Origin of the sequence: Okeania sp. SIO1H4, assembly GCF_010672695.1 — a bacterium.
Taxonomy (GTDB): Bacteria; Cyanobacteriota; Cyanobacteriia; order Cyanobacteriales; family Microcoleaceae; genus Okeania; species Okeania hirsuta.
Window position 1 is genome coordinate 144,665 of record NZ_JAAHGB010000007.1, and the last position, 23,235, is coordinate 167,899.

Genomic DNA, 23,235 nt, shown 5'->3' on the forward strand with positions numbered 1-23,235 from the left:
ATTCTTTTTGAGAAATCGTATAATACCAATTTGAAAAAAGAATGCTATATTTAAGTGACACTTCAATTATTAAGTAATTAACAAAGACTGAATATTTTTTTTGATAATTATTAGCTAGTTATTGTTAATTATTCTTATTTTTACCTCTCCCCTACTCCCTCACTCCCCTACTCCCCCGCAATGCGAAAATGTAGCAAACATTGATCAAATTAGTATTACTGGCGCATAACACTAAATATGGAGTAAATTTTTCCCTTGTCTAGTTAATTGAGACTTTTGATATTTAATTTTTGCCTTTTGGCTTTATGAAGGATTATTGCTTTGTTTATGAGAAATGAGACTCAGGCGATCGCCATCAATTACTCTGATAAGATGATTTAATATGTGACCATAAGTATCAATGTACAAGCCATTCTTAGAATACTTAGAAAAAGAGCTATTCAGTAGATTTGACTTAAGCAGTAAACCAATTCCTGCTGGTTTAGAAGCAAATGTTAGTAATCGAGGCAAGAATCAAGCTACTATCCAAAGTTGGTGTTATGAGTGTCCTCAACTAAGAAAAATACGTTATACCTATATTGATGCAGGGGCTTCAGCGCAGGTATTTAATAGTGTTATTTATCCTAGTTACTACTATGACATTCCACTTTTAGGAATTGACCTATTATCTTTTGGTAAAAGTAAAATCTTAATAGTATTAGATTTTCAACCTTTATTTCAAGAAGAATCTTATTTAGAAAAGTATATAGAACCAATGCGACCGTTGCGAGAAAAATATAATGACTTGGCTCAAAAATTAGAAATGAAATTTTATGATGCCAACCAATATTTTTCCAAGTATTTACTGTTTGCTAAAACAGATGCAGAGACAGTGAAAACTACATTTTTTGAAGCTTATCAAGAATACATTAACTTGTATTGGGAAATGTTAGATAAAGCAGAAATTCTTGATCGAACAGAAGATATTCAGAAGATAATTAAAGCCCAAAAAGATTACGATCAATATAGTGCAGACCGCGACCCAGCGTCAGGATTATTTAGCAGTTATTTTGGCCATGAATGGTCAGAAAAATTTCTCTACGAATTCTTGTTTGAAGATGCTGTACCATTAGCTGTTCCCAATGCAACCCGATAATTCCAATAATTTTGTTAACTATTCAGTTAAAAATTGATACTCGCACCCTTCTAACACATCCAGGGGGGTGTGAGCTAAATTTTTGTAGATAAATTGCTGAAATACATAGGTAATGACACCAACTGAAAATATAGTGAATTTGTATCAACCTTTTCTAGATTATGCTCTAACTCAGCTCAAGCAAGAACTAGAACTAAAACCTTACCCTATACCCTCTGGATTTGAACATAAAGTTGCTATAACTGGCAAGGGCAAAAAAGAACAAGAAGTAGATACAACCAGTTACGCCCACTGTAGTCCCAAGCTCCGACAAATTAGAGCAGCTCATGTTCAAGGTGGCAGTGCCCTCCAAGTGTTAAATTTTGTAATATTTCCCCACCTTAATTATGATTTGCCATTTTTTGGGGCAGACCTAGTTACCTTGCCAGGGGGACATCTCATTGCCTTAGATATGCAGCCCTTATTTCGGGATGACCCTCAATATCAAGAAAAGTATACTCAGCCAATATGGGATACCTTCCAAACACATCAGCAGCATTTGCCTTGGGGAGGAGATTTTCCTGAAGAAGCAACCCCTTTCTTTTCTCCAGCTTTTCTTTGGACTCGTCCTCAAAAAAATGAATTAGTCGAGACAAGAGTGTTTGAAGCCTTCAAAGATTACCTGCAAGCTTATTTAATTTTTGTAAAGCAAGCACAACCTATTACTGATGTAGAGAAATTAGCAGAAATCAAGCAGGCACAACTGCGTTATCTCAGATATCGAGCCGAAAAAGATCCAGCTAGAGGAATGTTTACTAGATTTTATGGCCCTGAATGGACAGAAGAATATATTCATGGCTTTCTATTTGACCTAGAAAGACAGTTGGCCTTGAATCCTGTTTAACTTTACTATACTGTACTGTAGAAAATTTTGTTAATAATTTGTAATAAATAAAAACACAACAGCATTGTATAAAGAATATCTGAAGGGTTATAAAGATAAGAGAAAATCAACAAAAACATTGATTGATAAGCTTGAAAAGCTTCTCATAAACAGTGTAAGATTTTCTCAGGATTTTCAAACAGTCCAATTTTACTTTTCCAGCCATGGGCAGCTAGCCTGAAAAAACTCAAAAAATACCCATAGCATCGAAAAGCAACTAAAAAAAAATCAAATTAGGAGAATTAATCGATGTTTGATGCTTTTACAAAAGTAGTTTCCCAGGCAGATGCCAGGGGTGAATTTGTTTCTACTAGCCAGATCGACGCTCTGGCAGCAATGGTTGCAGAGAGCAACAAGCGTATAGATGCAGTTAACCGTATTACTGGTAACGCTTCTACTATAGTCGCTAATGCAGCTCGTTCTTTATTTGCAGATCAGCCTCAGTTGATTGCTCCTGGTGGAAATGCTTATACAAGTCGTCGTATGGCAGCTTGTTTACGTGACATGGAAATCATCCTACGTTATGTAACTTATGCTACTTTTGCCGGTGATGCAAGTGTGCTAGATGACCGTTGTCTCAATGGATTGCGTGAAACCTACTTAGCTCTAGGAACTCCTGGTGCTTCTGTAGCAGTAGGTGTTCAAAAAATGAAAGAAGCAGCTATTGCAATTGCTAACGATCCTAACGGCATTACTCCTGGAGATTGCTCCTCTTTAATGTCTGAGATTGGTGGCTACTTCGACCGCGCTGCGGCAGCAGTTAGTTAATAACACTGTAAAAAACTTTTTTTTAAAGATGCTTCATCTAGGCATCTCTAAAGACTTTAAATTTGTAGCAAAATTTGTACTCACAAGATTTAGGAAAGTATCTCAACAATGAAAACTCCTCTTACTGAAGCAGTAACAGCGGCAGATTCTCAAGGTCGCTTTCTGACTAGCACAGAATTATTCTCAGCACTTGGTCGTTTTAAATATGCTCCAGCAAGTTTAGAAGCTGCTAAAAAGCTAACTGAGAAATCCAAAAGTTTGATTGATGGAGCTGCTCAAGCAGTATACAACAAGTTCCCTTATACTACTACAACCCAGGGACCTAACTATGCTTCGACTCCTACAGGAAAGTCAAAGTGTGCTCGTGACATCGGCTACTATCTCCGGATGGTAACATACTGTCTGATTGCAGGTGGTACAGGTCCTATGGATGAGATACTCATTGCAGGAATTGATGAAATTAATAAAACCTTCGAGTTATCTCCTAGCTGGTACATCGAAGCGCTGAAGTATATCAAGGCTAACCACGGTATCACTGGCGATCCTGCAACTGAAGCTAACAACTATCTTGACTATGCTATTAATGCTCTTAGCTAGTAGTTTTCATAGTAACTAGGTGGTGAATGTGAAATTAATGTTCACTAAATTAACTACCCTAAGCTAATATTTAACGTAGCCTGGAGAGGTATACAGGTGCTGGCCTGTCGTTAGTATCTGTTTATCTTTCCAGGCATCGTTTTTTGTCAGAGTTGAATTAAATGAAGTTATGGCACAGCAGCATTGGGATTCACTATCAGAACAAACATCCGACAATGGGGAATCTCTAACGGTAGAAGAAGCGATCACCAATCTCCGGCATGAAGAATTAGGTAAACGATATTATGCTGCTTGGTGGTTGGGTAGATTCCGAGTAAATATACCTGCTGCTATAGAAGGCTTAATTGCAGCTCTAGAAGATGACTCTGACCGAACAGAAGACGGTGGGTATCCTCTCAGACGCAATGCAGCTAGAGCTTTGGGTAAGTTAGAAGACAAAAAAGCTGTACCAGCTTTGATTAAATGTTTGGAAAGCTCAGACTACTATGTGCGAGAAGCAGCAGCAGAAGCATTAGAAATGCTAGGAAACCCTAGCTGCATTTCCGCATTAATTAAACTTTTAGATGGAGGGGTTGAAGCTGCAGTATTAGTTCCAGGTAAGCCTCATCTTGTTCAACCCTACGAAGACATTATTGAAGCTTTAGGAACACTTCAAGCTCAATCAGCAATTCCTTTAATTAAACCTTTTATCGAACATCCTGTAGAGAAAGTGCAATATGCTGCTGCTCGCGCTCTATATCAACTAACCGGAGAAGCAGTTTATGGAGAATATCTGACTCAAGCATTAGATGGTGATAATCTACAATTACGACGTTCTGCACTGATGGATTTAGGAGCGATCGGCTATTTACCTGCAGCTAAGGCAATATCAGAAACCTTAGCCGAAAATAGTATGAAATTAATTGCCCTCAAAGGACTTTTGGAACATCACCTCACAATAAATTCAAAAGTTAAAAGCGGTGCGACCCCGGGTCGGCGTCAGACGCAAGCGGTCAGACCCCGCGACGACGCCAGTCGCAAGCGGTCGGAACCCGCGTCGGCGTCAGACGCAAGGGAATGCCGACCAAGAGAGGGAATGCTGACCAAGAGAGGGAATGCGCACCAAGAGAGTCAAAAGTCAAAGGTAGAATCTCAACTATTATTATCAGATGAGGCTATTAAGGTAATGACTCTAATGGACTCACTTTTATAAAATATTAAGGCGTTGGTGAATTAATGTATGATATTAATCTTAATTATCTAGGAGTCAGGAGTCAGGAGTCAGGAGTCAGGAAAGAAGAAGAAAGAGTAGTAGAGGAAAAAAGTTTTTTGTTTGCACTCTTATCCGGACAAGATATAATACCTCTTTTAACCAACGCCAATATTAATTAGTTTATACTATTCATATTTTTACTATTCTCCTACTTCCCTATTTCCCTAATCTCTAAGAATGAATAACCAACCCTCGACAATCAATAATCAAATCATCCAAGCAGTTGAAGAAGCAGATTCTTCTCAAGGTTTAATTGATGCAGTTAAAGATTTAGCAGCAGCTCAGATAGAAGATGCTATCCCGATATTAATTAAAGTTTTAGGGTACAACAATCCTGGCGCAGCAGTGGCAGCAGTTGATGGGTTAGTTTTACTTGGGGTAAGGGCAGTACTTCCACTACTAGAAAAACTTGACGGTTATAACTATGGTGCTAGAGCTTGGGCAATTAGAGCATTAGCAGGTATTGGCGATCCGCGTGGGTTAGATTTATTATTAGACGCTGCAATAAATGACTTTTCATTTAGTGTGAGACGTGGTGCTGCAAAAGGCTTAGGTTTTATTGATTGGAAAAAGTTGCCAGAATCGCAGATTTTTGATTCTCAACTATCTACGATGAAGACTCTTTTGCAAGTATCCCAAGACCAAGAATGGATAGTGCGTTATGCTGCTGTAGTTGGTTTGTATGGTTTGGCCAAAACTGTAGAAGTTACTTATCCAAAATGGCTTGAGGATATTTTGGCCAGGTTTGAGGAGATTGTTGATACAGATACAACTTTAGCGGTTAGTGCTAGGGCACAAATGGCTATTGCAGACTTGGGGAGAGAAAGGAAGTCAGAAGTTGAAAGTGATATTTTAATTACTTAAAAACTCTACTCTACAGTAATTTCAGCTTATTATTTGACTTCATCACTTACCAACTATTTGTGACATTTTTTAAGTTAAATAGTATTAGAAGTCAGAAGTCCTAAGTTATAAGTCAAAAGGGAAAAGGCTTAAAACCTGGACAAAACTTATAGCGGATTCCACTAAGCGTGAAATACACCCATCGCGGGCAAGATGCCCGCACTACAAAAATTTAGTTGTTAATCTCTATACTCCTTATGGGAGGAATCTGCTGTAAATTTCCTGTAGATATGTACGCTAACTTTTATACCAAATATACCAGTTAACATTATATCATATCAAATTCCCTTATTGAAGAAGGAGACAGGAGACAGGAGACAGGAGACAGGAGGAAAATTACATGGGGATTCGCTCCCCCAAGTAATGCGTGAACACCCCCGTTGACGGTGGGGTATTAAACCCACAAAGAAAATGATAATGTTCCATCTGAACGCCATTGCCACACTCCCCACACCTCCCCATCCTTTTTATCTAATTACACCAATGCTACCGGATTTGATACTACCCATTGTGGTATGATAAATTTGAAAATGATAATCATTCCCAAAAATAACCTGTATACTAATGCTCAAGACAATTAGACGAATTCACTGTTTATTCTTAGGAACAGCAGCACTGGCCACGGCTGTTTCTCTCGGAAGTGTTAGTAGTGTGGCCCAAAATCAAAATGAAACTAAAATAGTAGCAACTTTCTTACCTATATATATGTTTACCAAAGGAGTTACCGGAGAAAGTGCAAAAGTAGAACTATTAATTCCTGCGGGAGCAGACCCCCACGATTATCAGGCAACGCCAGAGAATGCACGAAGTATTGCAGAGGCAGATGTATTAGTAAAAAATGGGTTGGGGTTGGAAGAATTTTTAGAGAAATTAGTTGATGCTACAGGTAATTCTCAACTTCAAGAAATTGATGCTAGTCAAAATATAGAACCCCTAGAAGAAGAAGATAAGGACCACGACCACCACGACGACCACGACCACCACCACGGTCATCACCACGGTCATCACCATGAAGAAGGAAACCCTCATGTTTGGTTAGACCCTGTTTTAGCGCAACAACAAGTTAAGAATATTCGCGATGGTTTAATTCAAGCTGACTCTAATAATGAAGCTACTTATAGAGCCAATGCTGATATTTATATTCGTAAATTACAGGAGCTTCACCAAGAATTTCAAAGTCGTTTATCACCCTTTCAAGGATGTAAATTTATTGCTTTTCACGATGCTTATCCTTACTTAGCTCAACGGTACAATTTACAACAAATGGCAGTGGTGGAATTGCCAGAAGATAATATCACGCCTAGAGATGTTCAAAGAGTAATAAAAGCAGCCCAAGAATATCAAGTTAAAGGTTTACTTGCTGAAACTGGATTTAATGATAATCGGATGCAACAAATTGCTAAAGATATTAGATTACCAGTCAAAAAATTAGACCCAGTAATCAGCGGTTCGTTAGACCCAGAATATTATTTTACTGCTATGAGAAATAATATAAAAACTTTAGAGGAAATTTGCCAGTGAGATTAGCAGAAATTGACAAAAATCTGCCAGTAGTAGAAGTACAAAATCTAACAGTAATTAGAGGAAAATATCAAGCAGTAGAATCTGTGTCATTTCAAATATTTCCTGGTAGTAATACAGCAATTATTGGTCCGAATGGTGCAGGAAAAAGTACATTAATTGAGGCAATATTAGGTTTAATTCCTTATGAATCAGGCTATATAGAAGTTCTAGGTAAACAAATAAAAGATTTAGGAAAACATTGGCAAAAAATTGCTTATATTCCTCAAAAGTTACCCTTTGACCGGAGTTTCCCTTTAAGTGTAGCTGAATTAATCAGTTTAGGTTACCCTGAGCAAGGTTTGATGAGGTCGCGGGAAAAGCATATAGCAATAGAAAAAGCTTTGGTACAAGTTAAGTTAGAAAATCAGGCAAAACAGCGAATAGGAAGTTTAAGTGGTGGGGAGTTAAAACGGGTTTTATTGGGATATTGTTTGGTGCAAAATAGACAATTATTAATATTAGATGAAGTTATGGCTGGTATAGACCCAACTGGAGAAATACAGTTTGCTGAATTACTGGCAAATTTACATCGAGAAGAGGGTTTTTCTATTCTGCAAGTTTCCCATGATTTAGATATGGTGAGTCGTTATTGTGACCAAGTTATTTGTATGAATCGTCGTTTATGTTGTCAGGGTAAACCTAGTGTTGCTTTGGATGAAAATAACTTGAGTAAAGTTTATGGGGATAGTTTAACTAGATATGTTCATCAGCATTAATAGGGAATAGTTAAATAATGAATAATGAATAATTAATAATTAATAATTAATAATTAGGGCTTGCTGATTAAATATAAAAGTATTAACAAATAAAGGTTTGAGCCTTTTTAGGTCTGGAAAAAATACCTAGTTTTTGGCTGTTGTCGTCTCAAAATAGTAAAGTTTTGACACTAACTATCAGAAAATGTGGTCATTACAGATAGTCTAAACTGTTCCCTGTTCCCAGTTAAGTGTTCCCTGCCATAACTATTAGACTTTTTCAGCAAACCCTAATTAATAATTACCTATCCTTGAAAAGAAGAGGATTAACTCAAAGGAAAATTTTTTCTTGTTTCTCCTTTAAAGGAGAGGCTTTAAGCTTTAATTATTCCGTAATAGGGAATAGTTCAATAATTGATAATTGATAATTGATAATGGATAATTGATAATGGATAATTGATAATTACCTCTGGTTAAAACAGTCCTTGATTGAAAATAAGGAAATATTATTTCTTTATTTTCCCCTTAAAAGGGGAGGCTTTAAACCAGAATTATTTAATTATTAATTATTAATTATTCGGTAATAGGAAATAGGGAATGGGGAACCGAAGTAATAAAATTCTTATTGCTGGCAAGATGCCTGCACTACACACATTTAATTATTAATATCTGTACTTCATATATTTGGAATATGCTGTATATATTTTGTTGTGTATTTATAATTATTAACCTTAGCTTCTCTATAAATAAATTTACTTGACTTGTATTTAATAAATATGGATTTTTCAGAATGGATTAATTTATTTAGTCTACCATTTATGCAGCGAGCAATTATAGGGGGTATTCTATTAGGAATTTTAGGAGGAATTATTGGTGGTTTCGTGATTTTGCGCCAATTATCTTTATTTGGAAATGTCTTGGGCCATACGGCTTTTTTAGCTGTAGTATTAGCTGCTTTATTACAGTTACCACTTACGATCGCTTTAACTGTTTTTTTGGTATTCTTTGGATTAGGAATAAATTATTTAATTGAAAAAACTAATTTAGGTGGAGATACAATTTTAAGTATTGTAATTGCGGGTTCGGTTGCATTGGGTACTATTGGGTTTAATTTTATACCTGGGTATCGAGGAAATTTATTATCTATATTATTTGGTGATATTTTAGCAATTAGTAATCTAGATTTACTTTTTTTAGTTATTTTGTTAGTCGTAACATTGGGTTGGTTAGGATTGACTTTACAACAACAAATATTATTAACTTTAAATTCGGATTTAGCACAAATTCAGGGGATACCAGTACAAAGATATAAATACATATTTATAATTATTTTATCCTTGGCGATCGCTCTGACTATGAGAGCAGTTGGTATTCTATTGGTGGATGCTTTTTTGGTAATTCCAGCAGCAACAGCTAAGTTGATTTGTCATCAATTTGTACCATTTTTAGGAGTTTCTGCGACAATTGGTGCCATGAGTGGGGTGTTAGGAATGATAGTATCTGGTAGTTTTAATTTACCTTCTGGTCCTAGTATTGTTTTAGTACAGTTAGTAACATTTTTGATAGTAGTATTTTCCGGTCGAGGAAAGTTTTGAATTTATAGCAGAAGGAAGAAGGAAGAAGGAAGAAGGAAGAAGGAAGAAGGAAGAAGGAAGAAGGAAGAAGGAAGAAGGAAGAAGGAAGAAGGAAGAAGGAAGAAGGAAGAAGGAAAAATCTTTGGTTGTCTGAGTTTTAATCTTTTGATATATCCTAACCTTTCCTTAGACTGCTATAAAATTGGAGAAAACTTAGAGGTTTTGCTACCTTAGCAGAGTCTAGCAGAACCTATATCGCCACTTTCATGCAATAAACTAAGTGCCTATTCCAAATCTGATTGCAAAGGAAACTTACCGAATAATTAAGGTAAAAAGCCTCTGCTTTAAAGGAGAAAAAAGCAGTCGTTAGCGGAGCTTCCCGAAGGGTGGGATGGCGCCATTCGGAGCGGGTCTGCAAGAACGGGTTTCCTCGCCATATCCAATCGACCAAGAGAAGAAAAAAATTTCCTTTTAGTAAATCCTCTCCTTGAAAAGAAGAGGTAATTGTTAATTATTAATTATTAATTATTAATTATTAATTATTGAACCCCCAATCTAGTTGCTTGCAAATAAATCCGCTTCAAAGTATTAATATCCCTAGCTGAAATAGGAGGAGGTTCTGCCACCTGAGAATAATACATAACATCAGTTTTCTCAGAACTATGACCCCAAATCCCCAAAGCATGACCAAACTCGTGACGAACAGCAGCAGGAAGATATTTACCTACTTGCATCGGACTCAACCAAATTACAAAACTCTGAGATAAAGTTCCGTTCTCATCTTCATGTAGCTGATAGCGAGTCTCCGCAGAACGCGCTCTTAAATTTCCGGGGGTTAAAGGAGGTCGTTTGTTAAAAATTTTGATATCGGCAATTTCTGGGTTATCTACTATTTGCAAGGGTAAATAAGTATTCCATTCCCAGATAGCATCTATTACAATATTAGCCCATTGACGAGAGCGAGATATGTTTTGCAAGGAGTCAGGAGTTGATTTAACTGAGCTAGAAAATAGGTTATTTTCTGATTTCTTACTGTTTTGAGAAGATTCGACATAAACTTTAATAGGAAACTGCGACCAAATTAAATAACCTACATCCTGAACTTCAATGCGATCGAAATAATCACCGCTATTACTGGTGTCTTTCCATTGTGCCAAAGTTGGTGGTAAGAGGTGAGTTTTTAGAGTAGGTAAATCTTGGGCATTAACCTCTACATTAGGATTTGAAATCAAAAAATAGAAGGCTAGCATCCAAACAGCAAAACCTAGAAAAAATAAGCGCAAATAAACCGATACTATTCTGTTAACAAACATTTTAAGAAAGTGATAGGTTATGAACAAAGGTAATTGGTGGACTAAAGCCTAACTACGAGGGTAATTATAACCATTCAACCTAACTCTTTTCCCTTCTGACAACTAACAACTGATAACTGATAACTGATAACTGATAACTGAATTAGGCACGTTTTAGTTCCTCTGCTAATTCACCTTCAGTAAGTTGAAAAGTATCTACACCATAATCAGCTAATTTTGTCAAAAATAAGACTTTGGGAATACCTGCTAAATTTGCAGCAGCACCGGAAGAAAGACGACCTAATTCATAAAGTTTAATCGCAGAAATTAGTTTCATTTCTTGACTAAGTTTTTCAGGGGTTAATTTTAAAGCTAAGGCTGTTTATTCTGGTATATTAATAGTTAGTTGATACATAGGTATAATTTATTTTTTGTTCAAATATTAATCTAGAAATGATTATGACATAAAATAATCAACTTTAGTATTTTAATTCTCTAGCTTTAGTTGGAGAAACTAATAGCTGATAACTGATAACTGATAACTGAAATCACCGCCACCACCGAGAAACGTCTTGAATAGCAATGACTATATTTTTTATTGCTTCTTCACCTCCTAAAGAAAAGATGACGGTAGTTAATGCTGTTATGTCTGAGAGTAAGTCGGGGCGAGTGCGAAGGGATAGGGTGTGAAGGGTATTTTGCCAGAGGGTATAAAGTTGAGTTTTTTGCATTTGTGAGAGTTTATTAGCCAAAGCACTGAGAACTTTGGGGCGATGGTACTCATCCTGAATCTGTCGAGCAGTAGCCAGTGCTTCTGGCAATATTTCTGGGAATTTATCACCTAAAGCACTGAGCATTGGGGCGCGATATCCCTCAGACTGAATTTGTCGAACGGCAGCGAGTGCTTCTGGTAATAATTCGGGAAATTTATCAGCCAAAGCTCTGAAAACTTCGGCGCGAGATATCTCAAAGTGAATTTGTCGAGCAGCAGCGAGTGCTTCTGGTAATAATTCGGGCGTCAATTTACCAGCTAAAGCTACGAGAAGTGGGGCGCGATCATACTCAGACTGAAGTTTTCTAGCAGTAGCCAGTATTTCTGGTAATAATTCTGGTAATTTACCAGCTAAAGAACTGAGAACTTCGGCGCGATATTTCTCAGACTGAATCTGTTGAGCTGCAGTCATAGCTTCTGGTAATAATTCGGGCGTCAACTTATCAGCCAAAGCACTGAGAAGTTGGGTGCGACATTTCTCGTCCTGAATCTGTTGAGCCACAGTTAGAGCTTCTGGTAATAATTCTGGGAATTTACCAGCCAAAACACCGATAAATTTGGCACGATGTACCTCAGACTGAATCTGTCGAGCCGCAGCCAGAGCTTCTGGTAATATTTCTGGGAATTTATCAGCCAAAGCACTGAGAACTTCGGCACGATGTACCTCATTCGGAATCTGTTGAGCAGCAGTGAGAGCTTCTGGTAATATTTCTGGGAATTTATCAGCCAAAGCACTGAGAACTTCGGCGCGATATCTCTCATACTCAATCTTTCGAGCCACAGCCAGAGCTTCTGGTAATATTTCTGGTGTCAATTTATCAGCCAAAACACCGATAACTTTGACACGATATTTCTCATACTCAATCTTTCGAGCCACAGCCAGAGCTTCTGGTAATATTTCTGGGAATTTATCAGACAAAGCACTGAGAACTTCGGCACGATATCTCTCATCCTGAATCTGTCGAGCCACAGCCAGAGCTTCTGGTAATATTTCTGGTAATATTTCTGGGAATTTATCAGCCAAAGCACTGAGAACTTCGGCGCGATATATCTTATCCCGAATCTGTCGAGCAGTAGCAAGAGCTTCTCGTAATAATTCGGGAAATTTATCAACCAAAGCTCTGAAAACTTGGGCGCGATCTCCCTCATACTCAATCTTTCGAGTTATATCCAGTGCTTCTGGTAATAATTCTGGTGTCAATTTATTAGCCAAAGATCTGAGAGCTGAGACGTGAAATCTATCATCCCGAATCTGTCGAGTTATATCCAGTGCTTCTGGTAATAATTCTGGTGTCAATTTATCAGCCAAAGCATTGAGAACTCCGGCGCGAGATATTTCATCTGAAATCTGTCGAGTTGCAGCCAGTGCTTCTGGTAATATTTCTGGTAATTTATCAGCTAAAGCACTAAGAACTTCGGCGCGGGGTATCTCATCTGAAATCTGTCGAGCAGTAGCCAGTGCTTCTGGTAATATTTCTGGTAATTTATCAGCCAAAGCACTGAGAACTTCAGCGCGATATCCAGACTGAATCTGTTGAGCAGCAGCCAGTGCTTCTGGTAATAATTCTGGTGTCAATTTATCAGCTAAAGCACTGAGAACTCTGGCGCGATATCTCTCAGACTGAATCTGTTGAGCAGCAGCCAATGCCTCTGGTAATAATTCCGGTAATTTATCAGCTAAAGCACTGAGAACTTCGGCGCGATATCCCTCAGACTGAATCTGTTGAGCAGCAGCCAGTGCTTCTGGTAATAATTCCGGTAATTTATCAACTAAAGAACAGAGAACTTCGGCGCGATATACCTCATTCTGAATCTGTCGAGTTGTAGCCAGAGCTTCTGAAAGAGCTAGTTTTTTTAAGTTGTCTGGCAAATAATCAACTAATTTTTTGATAGAGTCTCCTTTATCCCTTGGCTCAGGCTTTTGTAATACGTAGGCTAACCCTTGCTCTGGAGTCCAGAAATTATGTTTAACCAAAGCCACCAACAAATTTCCTGGTAAATTTGCTGCCAGACTATTAATAGAAGCAGTTATCAAAGCATAACGACACTGCCAACCAACAACTTGAGGCAACCTACCTTCATCCCAGTCAATCTCCGCTAACTCCCAAGCACGAGCCACATCAGTAATAAAAATCCCCATTTGCCCTAAACGTTCGCACGTTTCATACCAACCATTAGCCCCACTTTGCGACTCCTCTGCCAATAACCCATGAATCTCCTCTATCTTCCCTGCCTTTTCCAAATGCCAGACTAGATGCTGATGAATATAACCATCATTAGGTAAAGTATGCCAAAGATGATTATCCGTTAACTTCCTATATTTCTTCAAAAATATTTTGTGAGCCTTAGCTAGACGAATACCCAACCCCGGCAAATCACCTTCTTCTGTTGGATGTAATGGTGCAGTCAACAAATTCCGAGCCAGATCGTGAAACAAATCATGTAAACGATAAGTAGGCTTACCATCTGCCAAAGCCACACCATCCAACAACAACGCCTTCCTCCGCAAATCCTTCAACTTATCCCTCGCATCCCTCTCATCATTCATACCCCAGAGGACAGCCGCCATCCCTGGAGTAATATTCACATCATCCGGCAATATTCCCAACCAAATAAAATCTTCCCGCCTTTTGTGTTTCAGTTGCTTGATACTCAAATTCAAGGAAGCAGTCAAACTCAACTTTTTTAAACTAGCCTCATCAACAACATCCTCTGGACCTAGTATATCCAACGTTTTTAACCGAGCAATTTCCCCTTGAATATCAACTAACAGCTCTCCCCAAGACATACCATCTGCAACTTGAGCCGCTGCCAACTCCAAAGCTAAAGGCAAATATCCCAGTTCCTTAACCAAAGCCTCCGCCTGTTTTGCTTCCTCTCCCCTAATTTCACGCCCTAACCTTTGACTGAGAAGTTGCATTGACTGGGATAAAGTCATCACATCCAGATTGTAAATTTCAGCATCTAAAACATCAGCGATCGCTTTTTCCCTAGTAGTCACCAAAACCTGACAGCGCGGACCTCCCAAATTAAATATTTGGGCATGGTCTGGACTCCAAGCATCATCCACCACCAATAGCACAGCTTTGTCAAAAAGTAAAGTCCGCAAATGATTAGCAGTCGCCTCCACACTTGTAGGTTTGAAATTATAGTCACCCAACGCCTGCACCCAAACACTCAGCATGGGCAAAATATTAGGCTCTTGACCCAAAGTTACCCAGAGAATACCATCAGCAAAACGAGATTGTACCTCCTCATCATAAGCTAAAGCCGTTGCCAAAGTAGATTTACCCACAGCACCCAAACCGTGGATAGCAGTCACCACAATAGCTTGGGTATCCGGTGAATTTGTCAGTAGGTTAGCCTTTAAATTGTCGCTGTATTCCGGGCGATCTACATAGTATCTGGGGAGGGGTGGCGCCTGGAATACATTGATTCTAACTTTTCTCGTATCAGTGGAGGCACCAAATATTTTTCCACAAACTTTTTTACGGAAAGATAAACCAAATCATTTTTTCCAGGTTTAGCAATAGAATTGTGGTCTGCTGGAATAGCAATAGGTTTAACATCCTTAATTCCTGGGTTAGCACTATCCTCATCCACAACCAAAACCCCACTCATGGGTTGAGTTTCATAGAGGACATGAGTTTTAATTTCCAAATTATCAACATTTTGTCGATACCATTCGTTAAGTTGCCGTAACTGAGGCGAATGCGCTTTTAATTCCTGAACATTCACCGTCGCTCTCGTTAAAAGATTAATATTATCAATTAAATTAGCCAAGTTTGAGCCTTGATGGGGAGTGGATAAAAATACAATCCCTTGAGTCTGTTTGATAATAGCTTTTTTAGCATCAAAATTTTGAGCTGTACGAATTAAATCTTTAACAACCAACCCACCCATACTGTGAGTCACAAATATCAGGGGGCGATCGCCTATATCATTAACGTCAAGATATTCCAGTAAATTACTTGCTAGGTCAAAACGGGGCATTCCCTGACCAACATATCCAAAGCGAGGCGTATCATATCCAAAAGTCCAGACATTTGCTTGTAATTCCTCCCCCAACCAAAACGGCCAAAAGTCCAAATCTTGATTATCTCTTTTGCTTTGAGGATGCCATGTACCCCAGGGGTGGCCAGCCAAACCATGAACAAAAACAATATCACCTCTGGGATGAGAATTTTCACACTTAAATACTGGTGATAAACCAAGCATATTCTCCTCTGTTATATTATTTTCAGTTAGGGGAGAGGAACGGGCAAGATGCCCATTCCACAAGATTACAAGACTACAAGATTACAAGACTACAAAACTATTAAAATCATCCCGCATTTATGCAATGCCATCTTTTCAATTTTGCTTTAATAGCTCTCAGTCATTTAACCTTCAGAAATAGTTTCAGCTTCAGTAATAGCTCTCAGTCATTTAACTTTCAGAAACAGTTTCAGTTTCAGTTTCTGTCTCCTGAGACTGGTCCATCACTGCTAACGTTTTCTCCCGGTCTAACTTCAAGACTAAAACACCCAAAGGAGGCAGACATAAGTCCAATGACTGTGGGTGGTTATGGAAGTACCACTCATCAGTCCACTTACCACCTAAATTACCCATGTTACTACCACCATAATTACCAGCGTCACTATTAAATATTTCAGTATAGAATCCTGGTTCAGGTACACCGATACGATAATGACTATGGGGTTGAGGAGTAAAATTACAAACCGCTACCACAAACTCTTTCCCATCTTTAGCGCGACGAATAAACGACACCACACTATGATTATTATCACTACAATCTATCCACTGGAAACCTTCCTCAGTACAATCTTGTTCATACAAAGCAGGTTCAGAACGATAGAGCTGATTCACATCCCGGAAAAATCGCTTCATTCCTTGGTGAGCATCAAATTGGAGCAAATGCCATTCTAAATCGCCCCAAACATCCCATTCACCCCACTGAGGAAACTCCATCCCCATAAACATAGTTTTCTTACCAGGGTGAGTAAACATATATGCAAACAACGCCCGGACATTAGCAAACTTCTGCCAATCATCCCCTGGCATTTTACCCAACATATTACTCTTGCAATGTACCACCTCATCGTGAGACAGAGCTAACATATAGTTCTCACTGTGGTGATACCAAATACTGAAAGTAACATTATTCTGGTGGAACTGTCGGAACCAAGGGTCCATTTCAAAATAGTCCAGCATATCGTGCATCCAACCCATGTTCCACTTGAGGTTGAAGCCCAAACCACCAACATAAGTAGGCCAAGTTACCATTGGCCAGGCAGTAGATTCTTCTGCAATGCAGAGAGTACCAGGATAGTAACCAAAAATCAAATGATTAACCTGACGGAGGAAATCAGCAGCTTCGATATATTCTACGCCTCCATATTGATTCGCAACCCATTCACCGTCGGGTCTCAAATAGTTGAGATAGACCATAGAAGCAACCGCATCTACCCTAAAACCATCAATATGATACTTTTCAAACCAGAAAAGGGCATTTGAAACTAAAAAGTTACGGACTTCATTACGACCATAGTCAAATACTAAAGTACCCCATTGCTTATGTTCACCTTTGCGGGGGTCTGGATGTTCATAGAGATGAGTACCATCAAAGAACGCTAAACCATGTCCATCTTTTGGAAAATGTCCCGGTACCCAGTCTACAATTACGCCAATACCATTTTCATGGCATTTGTCCACAAAGTACATGAAATCTTCAGCATTACCGTAGCGAGATGTAGGGGCAAAAAATCCTGTAACCTGATAACCCCAAGAACCATCAAAAGGATGTTCTGCAACAGGTAACATTTCAATGTGGGTGTAACCTAAATCCTTGACGTAGGCAACCAAACGATCTGCTAATTCTCGGTAGGTAAGAAAACGAGCATCAGGTCTGAGTTCCGAGACTTGAACTACAGCCTCAGTTTTCCCATCAGGCAGTTTAGCAGGTTCAGCAGCAGAGGCATGAATCCAAGAACCCAGGTGGCATTCATAGACAGAAATAGGCTTGGTGAGGGGGTCAGTGTGGCGACGTTTTTCCATCCATTCTTGGTCATTCCAAGTATATGAGTCTAGGTCAACAACAATAGAAGCTGTTTTGGGCCTTACTTCCTGTTGATATCCATAAGGGTCACTTTTTTCATAGATGTGTCCTTCCCAGTTTTTAACCTCATATTTATAATGTTCTCCAGGGCCAATATCAGGAATGAATAATTCCCAGATACCTGTGTGGCCTTTCCGCATTTGATGTTTACGACCATCCCAATAGTTGAAGTTTCCTAAAATTGAAACGTTACGAGCATTGGGTGCCCAAACAGCAAAATAGACTCCTTTGACTCCGTTAATTTCTGTGAGATGTGCCCCTAATTTTTCGTAGATACGATGATGATTTCCTTCTCCAAATAGTTGAAGGTCAAAGTCTGTGAGTTTTGGAGAACGAAAGGCGTAGGGGTCGTTGATGACTCGTTCGTGTTCTCCTTCTTTGATTTTGAGTTGATAGTTGGCCAGTTCTGGAACGTCTATTACACATTCAAAGAAATGTGGATTATGGACTGACTGCATTGGGTATTCTTTCCGATCTACCGGTGAAATGACCGAGACAGCTTCAGCACTTGGTTGGTAGGCTCGGATTACTGTCACAGTTTTGCCATCTTGTTCTATCTGATGGACACCAAGGACTTGAAAAGGGTCATGGTGATGGTTCCAAACTATTTGGTTAACTTGGTCTGCAGAAATCGTCATGTTTGTCAATATAATTTTGTTAACAATTAATTAGGAAGGCTCCAGAATGGGAAAAGATATGCTAGTCGATGCTTGATTAGCACAGATTCTCCAAATATTGGGCATACACAGCTAATGTCTAAGGGTTAAACAATAATTCAACTTTCACCTTTTTACCATGACAAGTGCTTCTGACACGCTCAATAGTTATAAAAGGATTTTTTGTTTTACACAATTAATGTTAAGTATACAAATTATGAATACAAATTCGTTATTCACTTACTCCCTATCTTGGTGCACTTTCCCTCTCTTGGTCGGTATTCCCATGGTGAGGAGACTGTTCCCTATGGTCCCGGAAGGGGAACGTCGGGTTTGGACTACTTGCGACTGTCGTCGTCGCGGGGTCGCACTGCTACTCCCTGTTCTCAATAAGGTGTAGCAAAAATGCGTAAGATTTGATCTAAGAGGCAGCATTCTGTAGGAAAAAGCGTCAGCTTTGTGTCAGGAAAATGTACCTTATGGTGCAGATATTCTCTCGACATTAAAGAGAAAATTATCCCTAAAAGAAGCTTATATAATTCTATTTTCTATATACCTCTATGTGTTTTGTCTTTATTTATCTATTCTTCCTTTAAATTAAATTTTTGTCTATTTAATCGGTGACTATTGGGACATTTAAATGGATTTTATGACAAATGCGATCGACTATTAAAAAATTAAACTTGATGGGAAATCGTATCTAAATCAGCATAGATACTTTGCAGTTTAATTACAATTGGGAAAATATTAACTAAGATTAATATTAATTTGTACTACTAAATGTTGTATAGCTATTCAAAATAAATTACGATCGATTAAATAAGAACTAAACTGGTATATTAACATTGCTATTTAAAAGTTTTAGCTTCAAAGTTTTTCATATATAATTAAAGTAATCTGATATAATAGGTAATTTTTTACAACAATTGTCAATGTAGGAAATACAACTAAAACTATCAATCAAATAACTTAGAAGCTGATAGATATAAAAATTCAAATTAAAATTTGAATGGGAAATTAAAACATATACTCAAAATTAGATACTGTTATATTTTGTATGCTTATAAATTAGATGTCAGTATAGGTAAATTATATGGTTGCAGTTAGAAGTACATTTTTGGCCCCAAACAATAAGTCCCCAAAAACAAATTTGTCTGTCGTCTCAAAAAAATCAGCTCGCCGACAAAAACTAACGTATGAAGAAAATTTATCTCATAGTAGCTATGCTTCAGAAAATAGTAGGGACTCACAAATAATTCAAGAACAGAATTTGGCTCAAGTCATATCCTTACCTAAGTCCAAACCACTCTGGTTAAAATCTTTGATGGCGACACAACTAACTTCATCCATGGTCACAGTATTATTAGCAAGTACCAGTGTAGCAATTTATGGCTGGACAATTTATGGTCAGTCGAAATGGACGACAGAATATCAACAATTACAAAAACTTAGACAAAAAGAACAACAGATAAGTGTGGCTAATGAGTTATTGAAAAATCAAATAGCTGAACAAGCTTCAAATTCTGATAATGGTTTAGTTTCACAAAATTCTGTAAAGCGGATATTTTTAGACCCAGCACCTCCACGTCCTGCTCCTAATGCTCCTAAACCTTATCTAGAATCTACTTCTGGTCATAAATATCTGCTCAAAACACCAGTGGGATATTAAATAGCATTTCTTACGGAATGCTTTTTGGGGATTTGAATCTTGCCTGAAACTATGAGCTGTGTAGACAGTGAGGATTTAAACCTAAGCTCGATCTTTTCCCTTATTGGTTTAATAACCCACCATCACCTGCAGTTTCAATAGGGTTGATGAGGTGAGAATTACCATTGACCCCATTCTCAGCTCTACCAACTATCAACTACTTACTACTTCTTCAAGCACTTAATCAAACAATACTTTGCTTACTGATAAATGCTTCCTTGTATCATGGCCGTTGAATACAGAGCACTCTGGAAAATACAGAATAACTCTATTCCTAAGTAGGAGTACATCATCCATCATTTCGGAGTATTAGTATTAGTGATAGACATTTGTTTGAGAGTCTAATTAAACAGATCATTAGTATTAATAATTGGTATTACCGGACATAATATTACTTGAAAATCAAAAGTTTCGTGGAACCCATACTTTTACCCCATTAATTAATCAATATTCTTGGAAGACTGAAAGCATTTGTCTTCTCCACGGATAAGTCTTCTTCGCTCTATCTGTAGATTTTTTTGACCATTGATGGCTTCACAAACAAGCAAACAACTAAATTAGTTAATATTTAACTCAAAGGAAGAAAATTAAAGAAGGCAAGGGTTTAAATCTCCCACTTCTTAAAGTTGCTTACATTAAATTAGAGATTTAACCACAAATTAATGCTTCTTCTTTCCTGATTAATTATTATTAATAAATAACTCAAATGTCTGGTTATAACTATACTTCAAATACTCAACTTCGTCGTAAGTATTTCAAAAACAAACAAACAGAACAATCTAGTTCTAAACTCAAAAATCAAAAGTCTCAAAGTGAAACATATTCTGTCAAAAATACTCATCAAAAATTATTATCAATGCCCTCTCGCCAAAAACCAGAAAAATGTCAAAAATCTAGACTTTACCAGGTCTGGGTACTTTTAATACTTGGCTTATTAGGATTAATAATTAACCTATTCTATTTACAAGTGTTGCGAGGTAAAGCATTACAAGAACAAGCAAAACACCAGCAAACTAAAGAATCAATTCCTTTCGTTCCCAGACGCCCAATAGTTGATAGAAATGGCAATACTTTAGCAATTGATAAAATAGCCTATACCCTCTATGCTCACCCCAAAATTTTTAATCGTTCAAAACAAGAAGTTGCTTATCAATTATCAACTATTTTAGAAGGAGCAAATTTGGATAAAACCCTAACTTCAAATGACCTACTCCAAATGTTCAATGAAAGAGAGACAGGTATAAAAGTTGCCGACTTCATACCTCAAGAAACTACGGATAAAATTACTAATTTATTTGTTGATGGCTTAGAATTAATTCAACATCCACAACGTGTTTATCCTCAAAAAGAACTAGCTGCTGAAGTAGTAGGATATGTAGATGGAGAAAGTATAGGTCAAGCTGGGATTGAATATAGCCAACAAAATCTCTTAGAGCGCTCTGTACCAAAAATCCAATTCCGGCGCTTAATCAAAGGTGTTCTTGTTCCAGACAGACTAACAACAGGTTTTCTACAATTAGATGACCTTTCTTTGCATCTAACTATTGACTCTCGCTTGCAACGAGCAACACGAACTATCCTAAAAGAACAATTAGAAGAGTATGAGGCCAAACGAGGTACTGTCATAGTGATGGACGCTAATGATGGTTCTATACTCTCTCTAGTATCAGAACCTTCTTATGACCCCAATCAATACTATAACTATGACGTAACACTATTCAAAAATTGGGCTGTAACAGATGTTTATGAGCCAGGTTCTACTTTTAAACCAGTAAATGTGGCCTTAGCTTTAGAAGTAGGAGCAATTGAGGGAGATAGTGTATTTTACGATACAGGTAGAATAGTTATCGGAAATTGGCCTATATTTAACTCTGATGGTAGCGGTGGGGCACGCACTGTGACTGAGATTATTCAACACTCCAGTAATGTAGGTATGGTGAAAATTGTTGAACAAATGCCTCGAGCTGTTTTCTATGATGGCCTTAAACGCTTGGGATTAGGAGATACTACTGGTGCAGACCTTCCCTTTGAAGCACCGAGTATTTTAAAGGAGCGCAACCAGTTTTTAATGGTACCAGTGGAAGCTGCTACTACTGCTTTTGGTCAGGGATTTTCTCTTACTCCTCTACAACTAGCACAGCTTAATGCAGCTTTAGCAAATGGGGGTAAGTTAGTGACGCCTCATGTGATGCGTGGTTTGTTTGATAGTAAAGGACAACCATATTGGCAGTTGTCTTTGCCAAGTCCTAGACAGGTGTTTTCTTCTGACACTACGACAAAAGTATTGGCAATGATGGAAAGGGTGGTTGAAAGTGGTACTGGTAAAAGAGCCAAAATTCGTGGATATCGAATTGCGGGTAAAACTGGTACGGCTCAAAAAGCTTCTGAGACTGGGGGTTATTCTAAGAAGGCTAAGATTACGAGTTTTGTTGGTATTTTACCAATGGAGTCTCCCCGTTATGTGGTTTTGGCGGTTATTGATGAACCTATTAAGGGTAGTGGGGGAAAGGTGGCAGCTCCTATTGTTAAGTCGGTCATTAAGTCTTTGATTAATATTGAGCAAATTCCTCCTTCTGATATCAGGTCTGTGCAAAGTCAAAATTAAATTCGGTGTTGGTGAAAAGAGGTATGATATATTGTTCGGATAAGAGTGCAAACAAAAAACTTTCTCCTTCTATTCCTTATTTCTTTTTCTTTCTTCCCTCCTGAATCGGTCTTCCCCCTCTTGGGAGGGGCGCGCGGGTGGGTTGACTCCTAAGTAATTAAGACTGATATCATACCCTAATTTACCAACGCCTTAAATTCTTTTTGGTGGTTTCCATTTCCTCCTGATTTTTCGGTCAGAACTAAGTCCTGGTGAAGTCAGGAGATTCAAAAATAGAATCGCAAAAAGGTAGAAAAATGCTTCCATCTCCCCTACTCCCCTACTCCCCTACTCCCTTGGGTCGCACCACTGTTCCCTATTCCAAAAATTGGGAGATATAGTCTAACTAGGGTTTGCTTATGGAAGTCTTATGGGTTAGGGTAGGAGTCAGGAGACAGGAGACAGGAGACAGGAGAAACGGAAATTACAAAGGATGTGGTCGAATATTTTGTCCTTGAATTTTTCTACCCTTGTCTGCTCAAAATGCTAACTTTTTGGTCGCTCCAGCTTAAATATTGTTGCACTTTTTTTTGTTCTAAAAAGGCACTTACCTTTATCTATCAATCCTTTGAGAATTAATCAGCAAGCCATAAATATTATATCCGGATAATTAGTGATGAAAAAATTTTCTCCTCT

15 protein-coding genes and 2 pseudogenes are annotated in these 23,235 nt (G+C 38.1%); 12 read left to right on the forward strand and 5 right to left on the reverse strand.

Annotated elements, in window-relative coordinates; all coding sequences use genetic code 11:
• Positions 1-400 precede the first annotated feature (400 nt).
• The 10 genes and pseudogenes from F6K06_RS08150 (at position 401) to F6K06_RS08195 (ending at position 9,430) form a co-directional block, all read left to right on the forward strand.
• Positions 401-1,135, forward strand: coding sequence for a 15,16-dihydrobiliverdin:ferredoxin oxidoreductase (locus F6K06_RS08150; protein WP_124146649.1), 735 nt, complete (start codon positions 401-403; stop codon positions 1,133-1,135).
• A gap of 112 nt (positions 1,136-1,247) precedes the next feature.
• Entirely contained in the window at positions 1,248-2,018 is a 771-nt protein-coding gene (locus F6K06_RS08155; RefSeq protein WP_124146650.1) for a phycoerythrobilin:ferredoxin oxidoreductase, read from the forward strand.
• Between the two features lie 288 nt (positions 2,019-2,306).
• The gene (locus F6K06_RS08160; RefSeq protein WP_124146651.1) at positions 2,307-2,825 is read left to right on the forward strand and encodes a phycocyanin subunit beta; all 519 of its coding nucleotides are present in this window, start codon (positions 2,307-2,309) and stop codon (positions 2,823-2,825) included.
• 108 nt (positions 2,826-2,933) lie between these two features.
• On the forward strand, positions 2,934-3,422 hold the full coding sequence (gene cpcA / locus F6K06_RS08165) for a phycocyanin subunit alpha (RefSeq protein ID WP_124146652.1): 489 nt from the start codon (positions 2,934-2,936) through the stop codon (positions 3,420-3,422).
• Positions 3,423-3,591: 169 nt separating this feature from the next.
• Positions 3,592-4,359 (forward strand): annotated as a pseudogene (locus tag F6K06_RS08170) (HEAT repeat domain-containing protein); the annotation flags it as partial.
• A 278-nt stretch (positions 4,360-4,637) separates the two neighbouring features.
• A complete protein-coding gene (locus F6K06_RS08175; protein ID WP_161564661.1) occupies positions 4,638-4,793 on the forward strand; it encodes a hypothetical protein in 156 nt (51 codons plus the stop codon).
• Positions 4,794-4,851: 58 nt separating this feature from the next.
• Positions 4,852-5,538 (forward strand): HEAT repeat domain-containing protein, encoded by a 687-nt coding sequence (locus tag F6K06_RS08180; protein WP_287241216.1) that lies wholly within the window; start codon positions 4,852-4,854, stop codon positions 5,536-5,538.
• 603 nt (positions 5,539-6,141) lie between these two features.
• On the forward strand, positions 6,142-7,098 hold the full coding sequence (locus F6K06_RS08185; protein ID WP_287241217.1) for a metal ABC transporter solute-binding protein, Zn/Mn family: 957 nt from the start codon (positions 6,142-6,144) through the stop codon (positions 7,096-7,098).
• A complete protein-coding gene (locus tag F6K06_RS08190; RefSeq protein WP_192901180.1) occupies positions 7,095-7,856 on the forward strand; it encodes a metal ABC transporter ATP-binding protein in 762 nt (253 codons plus the stop codon). The genes F6K06_RS08185 and F6K06_RS08190 overlap by 4 nt, the downstream gene beginning before the upstream one ends.
• A gap of 755 nt (positions 7,857-8,611) precedes the next feature.
• Complete coding sequence (locus F6K06_RS08195; RefSeq protein WP_124146654.1) at positions 8,612-9,430, forward strand: metal ABC transporter permease; 819 nt, start codon at positions 8,612-8,614, stop codon at positions 9,428-9,430.
• 518 nt (positions 9,431-9,948) lie between these two features.
• On the opposite strand, the gene F6K06_RS08200 is transcribed toward F6K06_RS08195, so the two are convergent.
• The 5 genes and pseudogenes from F6K06_RS08200 to glgB all read right to left on the reverse strand — a co-directional run bounded on the left by F6K06_RS08200 (position 9,949) and on the right by glgB (position 18,229).
• Positions 9,949-10,722 (reverse strand): matrixin family metalloprotease, encoded by a 774-nt coding sequence (locus tag F6K06_RS08200; RefSeq protein ID WP_124147064.1) that lies wholly within the window; start codon positions 10,720-10,722, stop codon positions 9,949-9,951.
• 142 nt (positions 10,723-10,864) lie between these two features.
• Positions 10,865-11,068 (reverse strand): annotated as a pseudogene (locus tag F6K06_RS08205) (UPF0175 family protein); the annotation flags it as partial.
• 181 nt (positions 11,069-11,249) lie between these two features.
• Complete coding sequence (locus F6K06_RS08210; protein ID WP_353734829.1) at positions 11,250-14,945, reverse strand: NB-ARC domain-containing protein; 3,696 nt, start codon at positions 14,943-14,945, stop codon at positions 11,250-11,252.
• On the reverse strand, positions 14,867-15,691 hold the full coding sequence (locus F6K06_RS08215; RefSeq protein ID WP_240039158.1) for a triacylglycerol lipase: 825 nt from the start codon (positions 15,689-15,691) through the stop codon (positions 14,867-14,869). The genes F6K06_RS08210 and F6K06_RS08215 overlap by 79 nt, the downstream gene beginning before the upstream one ends.
• A 210-nt stretch (positions 15,692-15,901) precedes the next feature.
• The gene (gene glgB, locus F6K06_RS08220) at positions 15,902-18,229 is read right to left on the reverse strand and encodes a 1,4-alpha-glucan branching enzyme (protein WP_124147066.1); all 2,328 of its coding nucleotides are present in this window, start codon (positions 18,227-18,229) and stop codon (positions 15,902-15,904) included.
• A gap of 1,111 nt (positions 18,230-19,340) precedes the next feature.
• Between glgB and F6K06_RS08225 the strand changes: the two genes are divergently transcribed.
• Entirely contained in the window at positions 19,341-19,916 is a 576-nt protein-coding gene (locus F6K06_RS08225) for a hypothetical protein (RefSeq protein ID WP_124147067.1), read from the forward strand.
• A 745-nt stretch (positions 19,917-20,661) separates the two neighbouring features.
• Positions 20,662-22,560, forward strand: coding sequence for a penicillin-binding protein 2 (locus F6K06_RS08230; protein ID WP_287241221.1), 1,899 nt, complete (start codon positions 20,662-20,664; stop codon positions 22,558-22,560).
• The last annotated feature ends 675 nt before the right edge of the window (positions 22,561-23,235 follow it).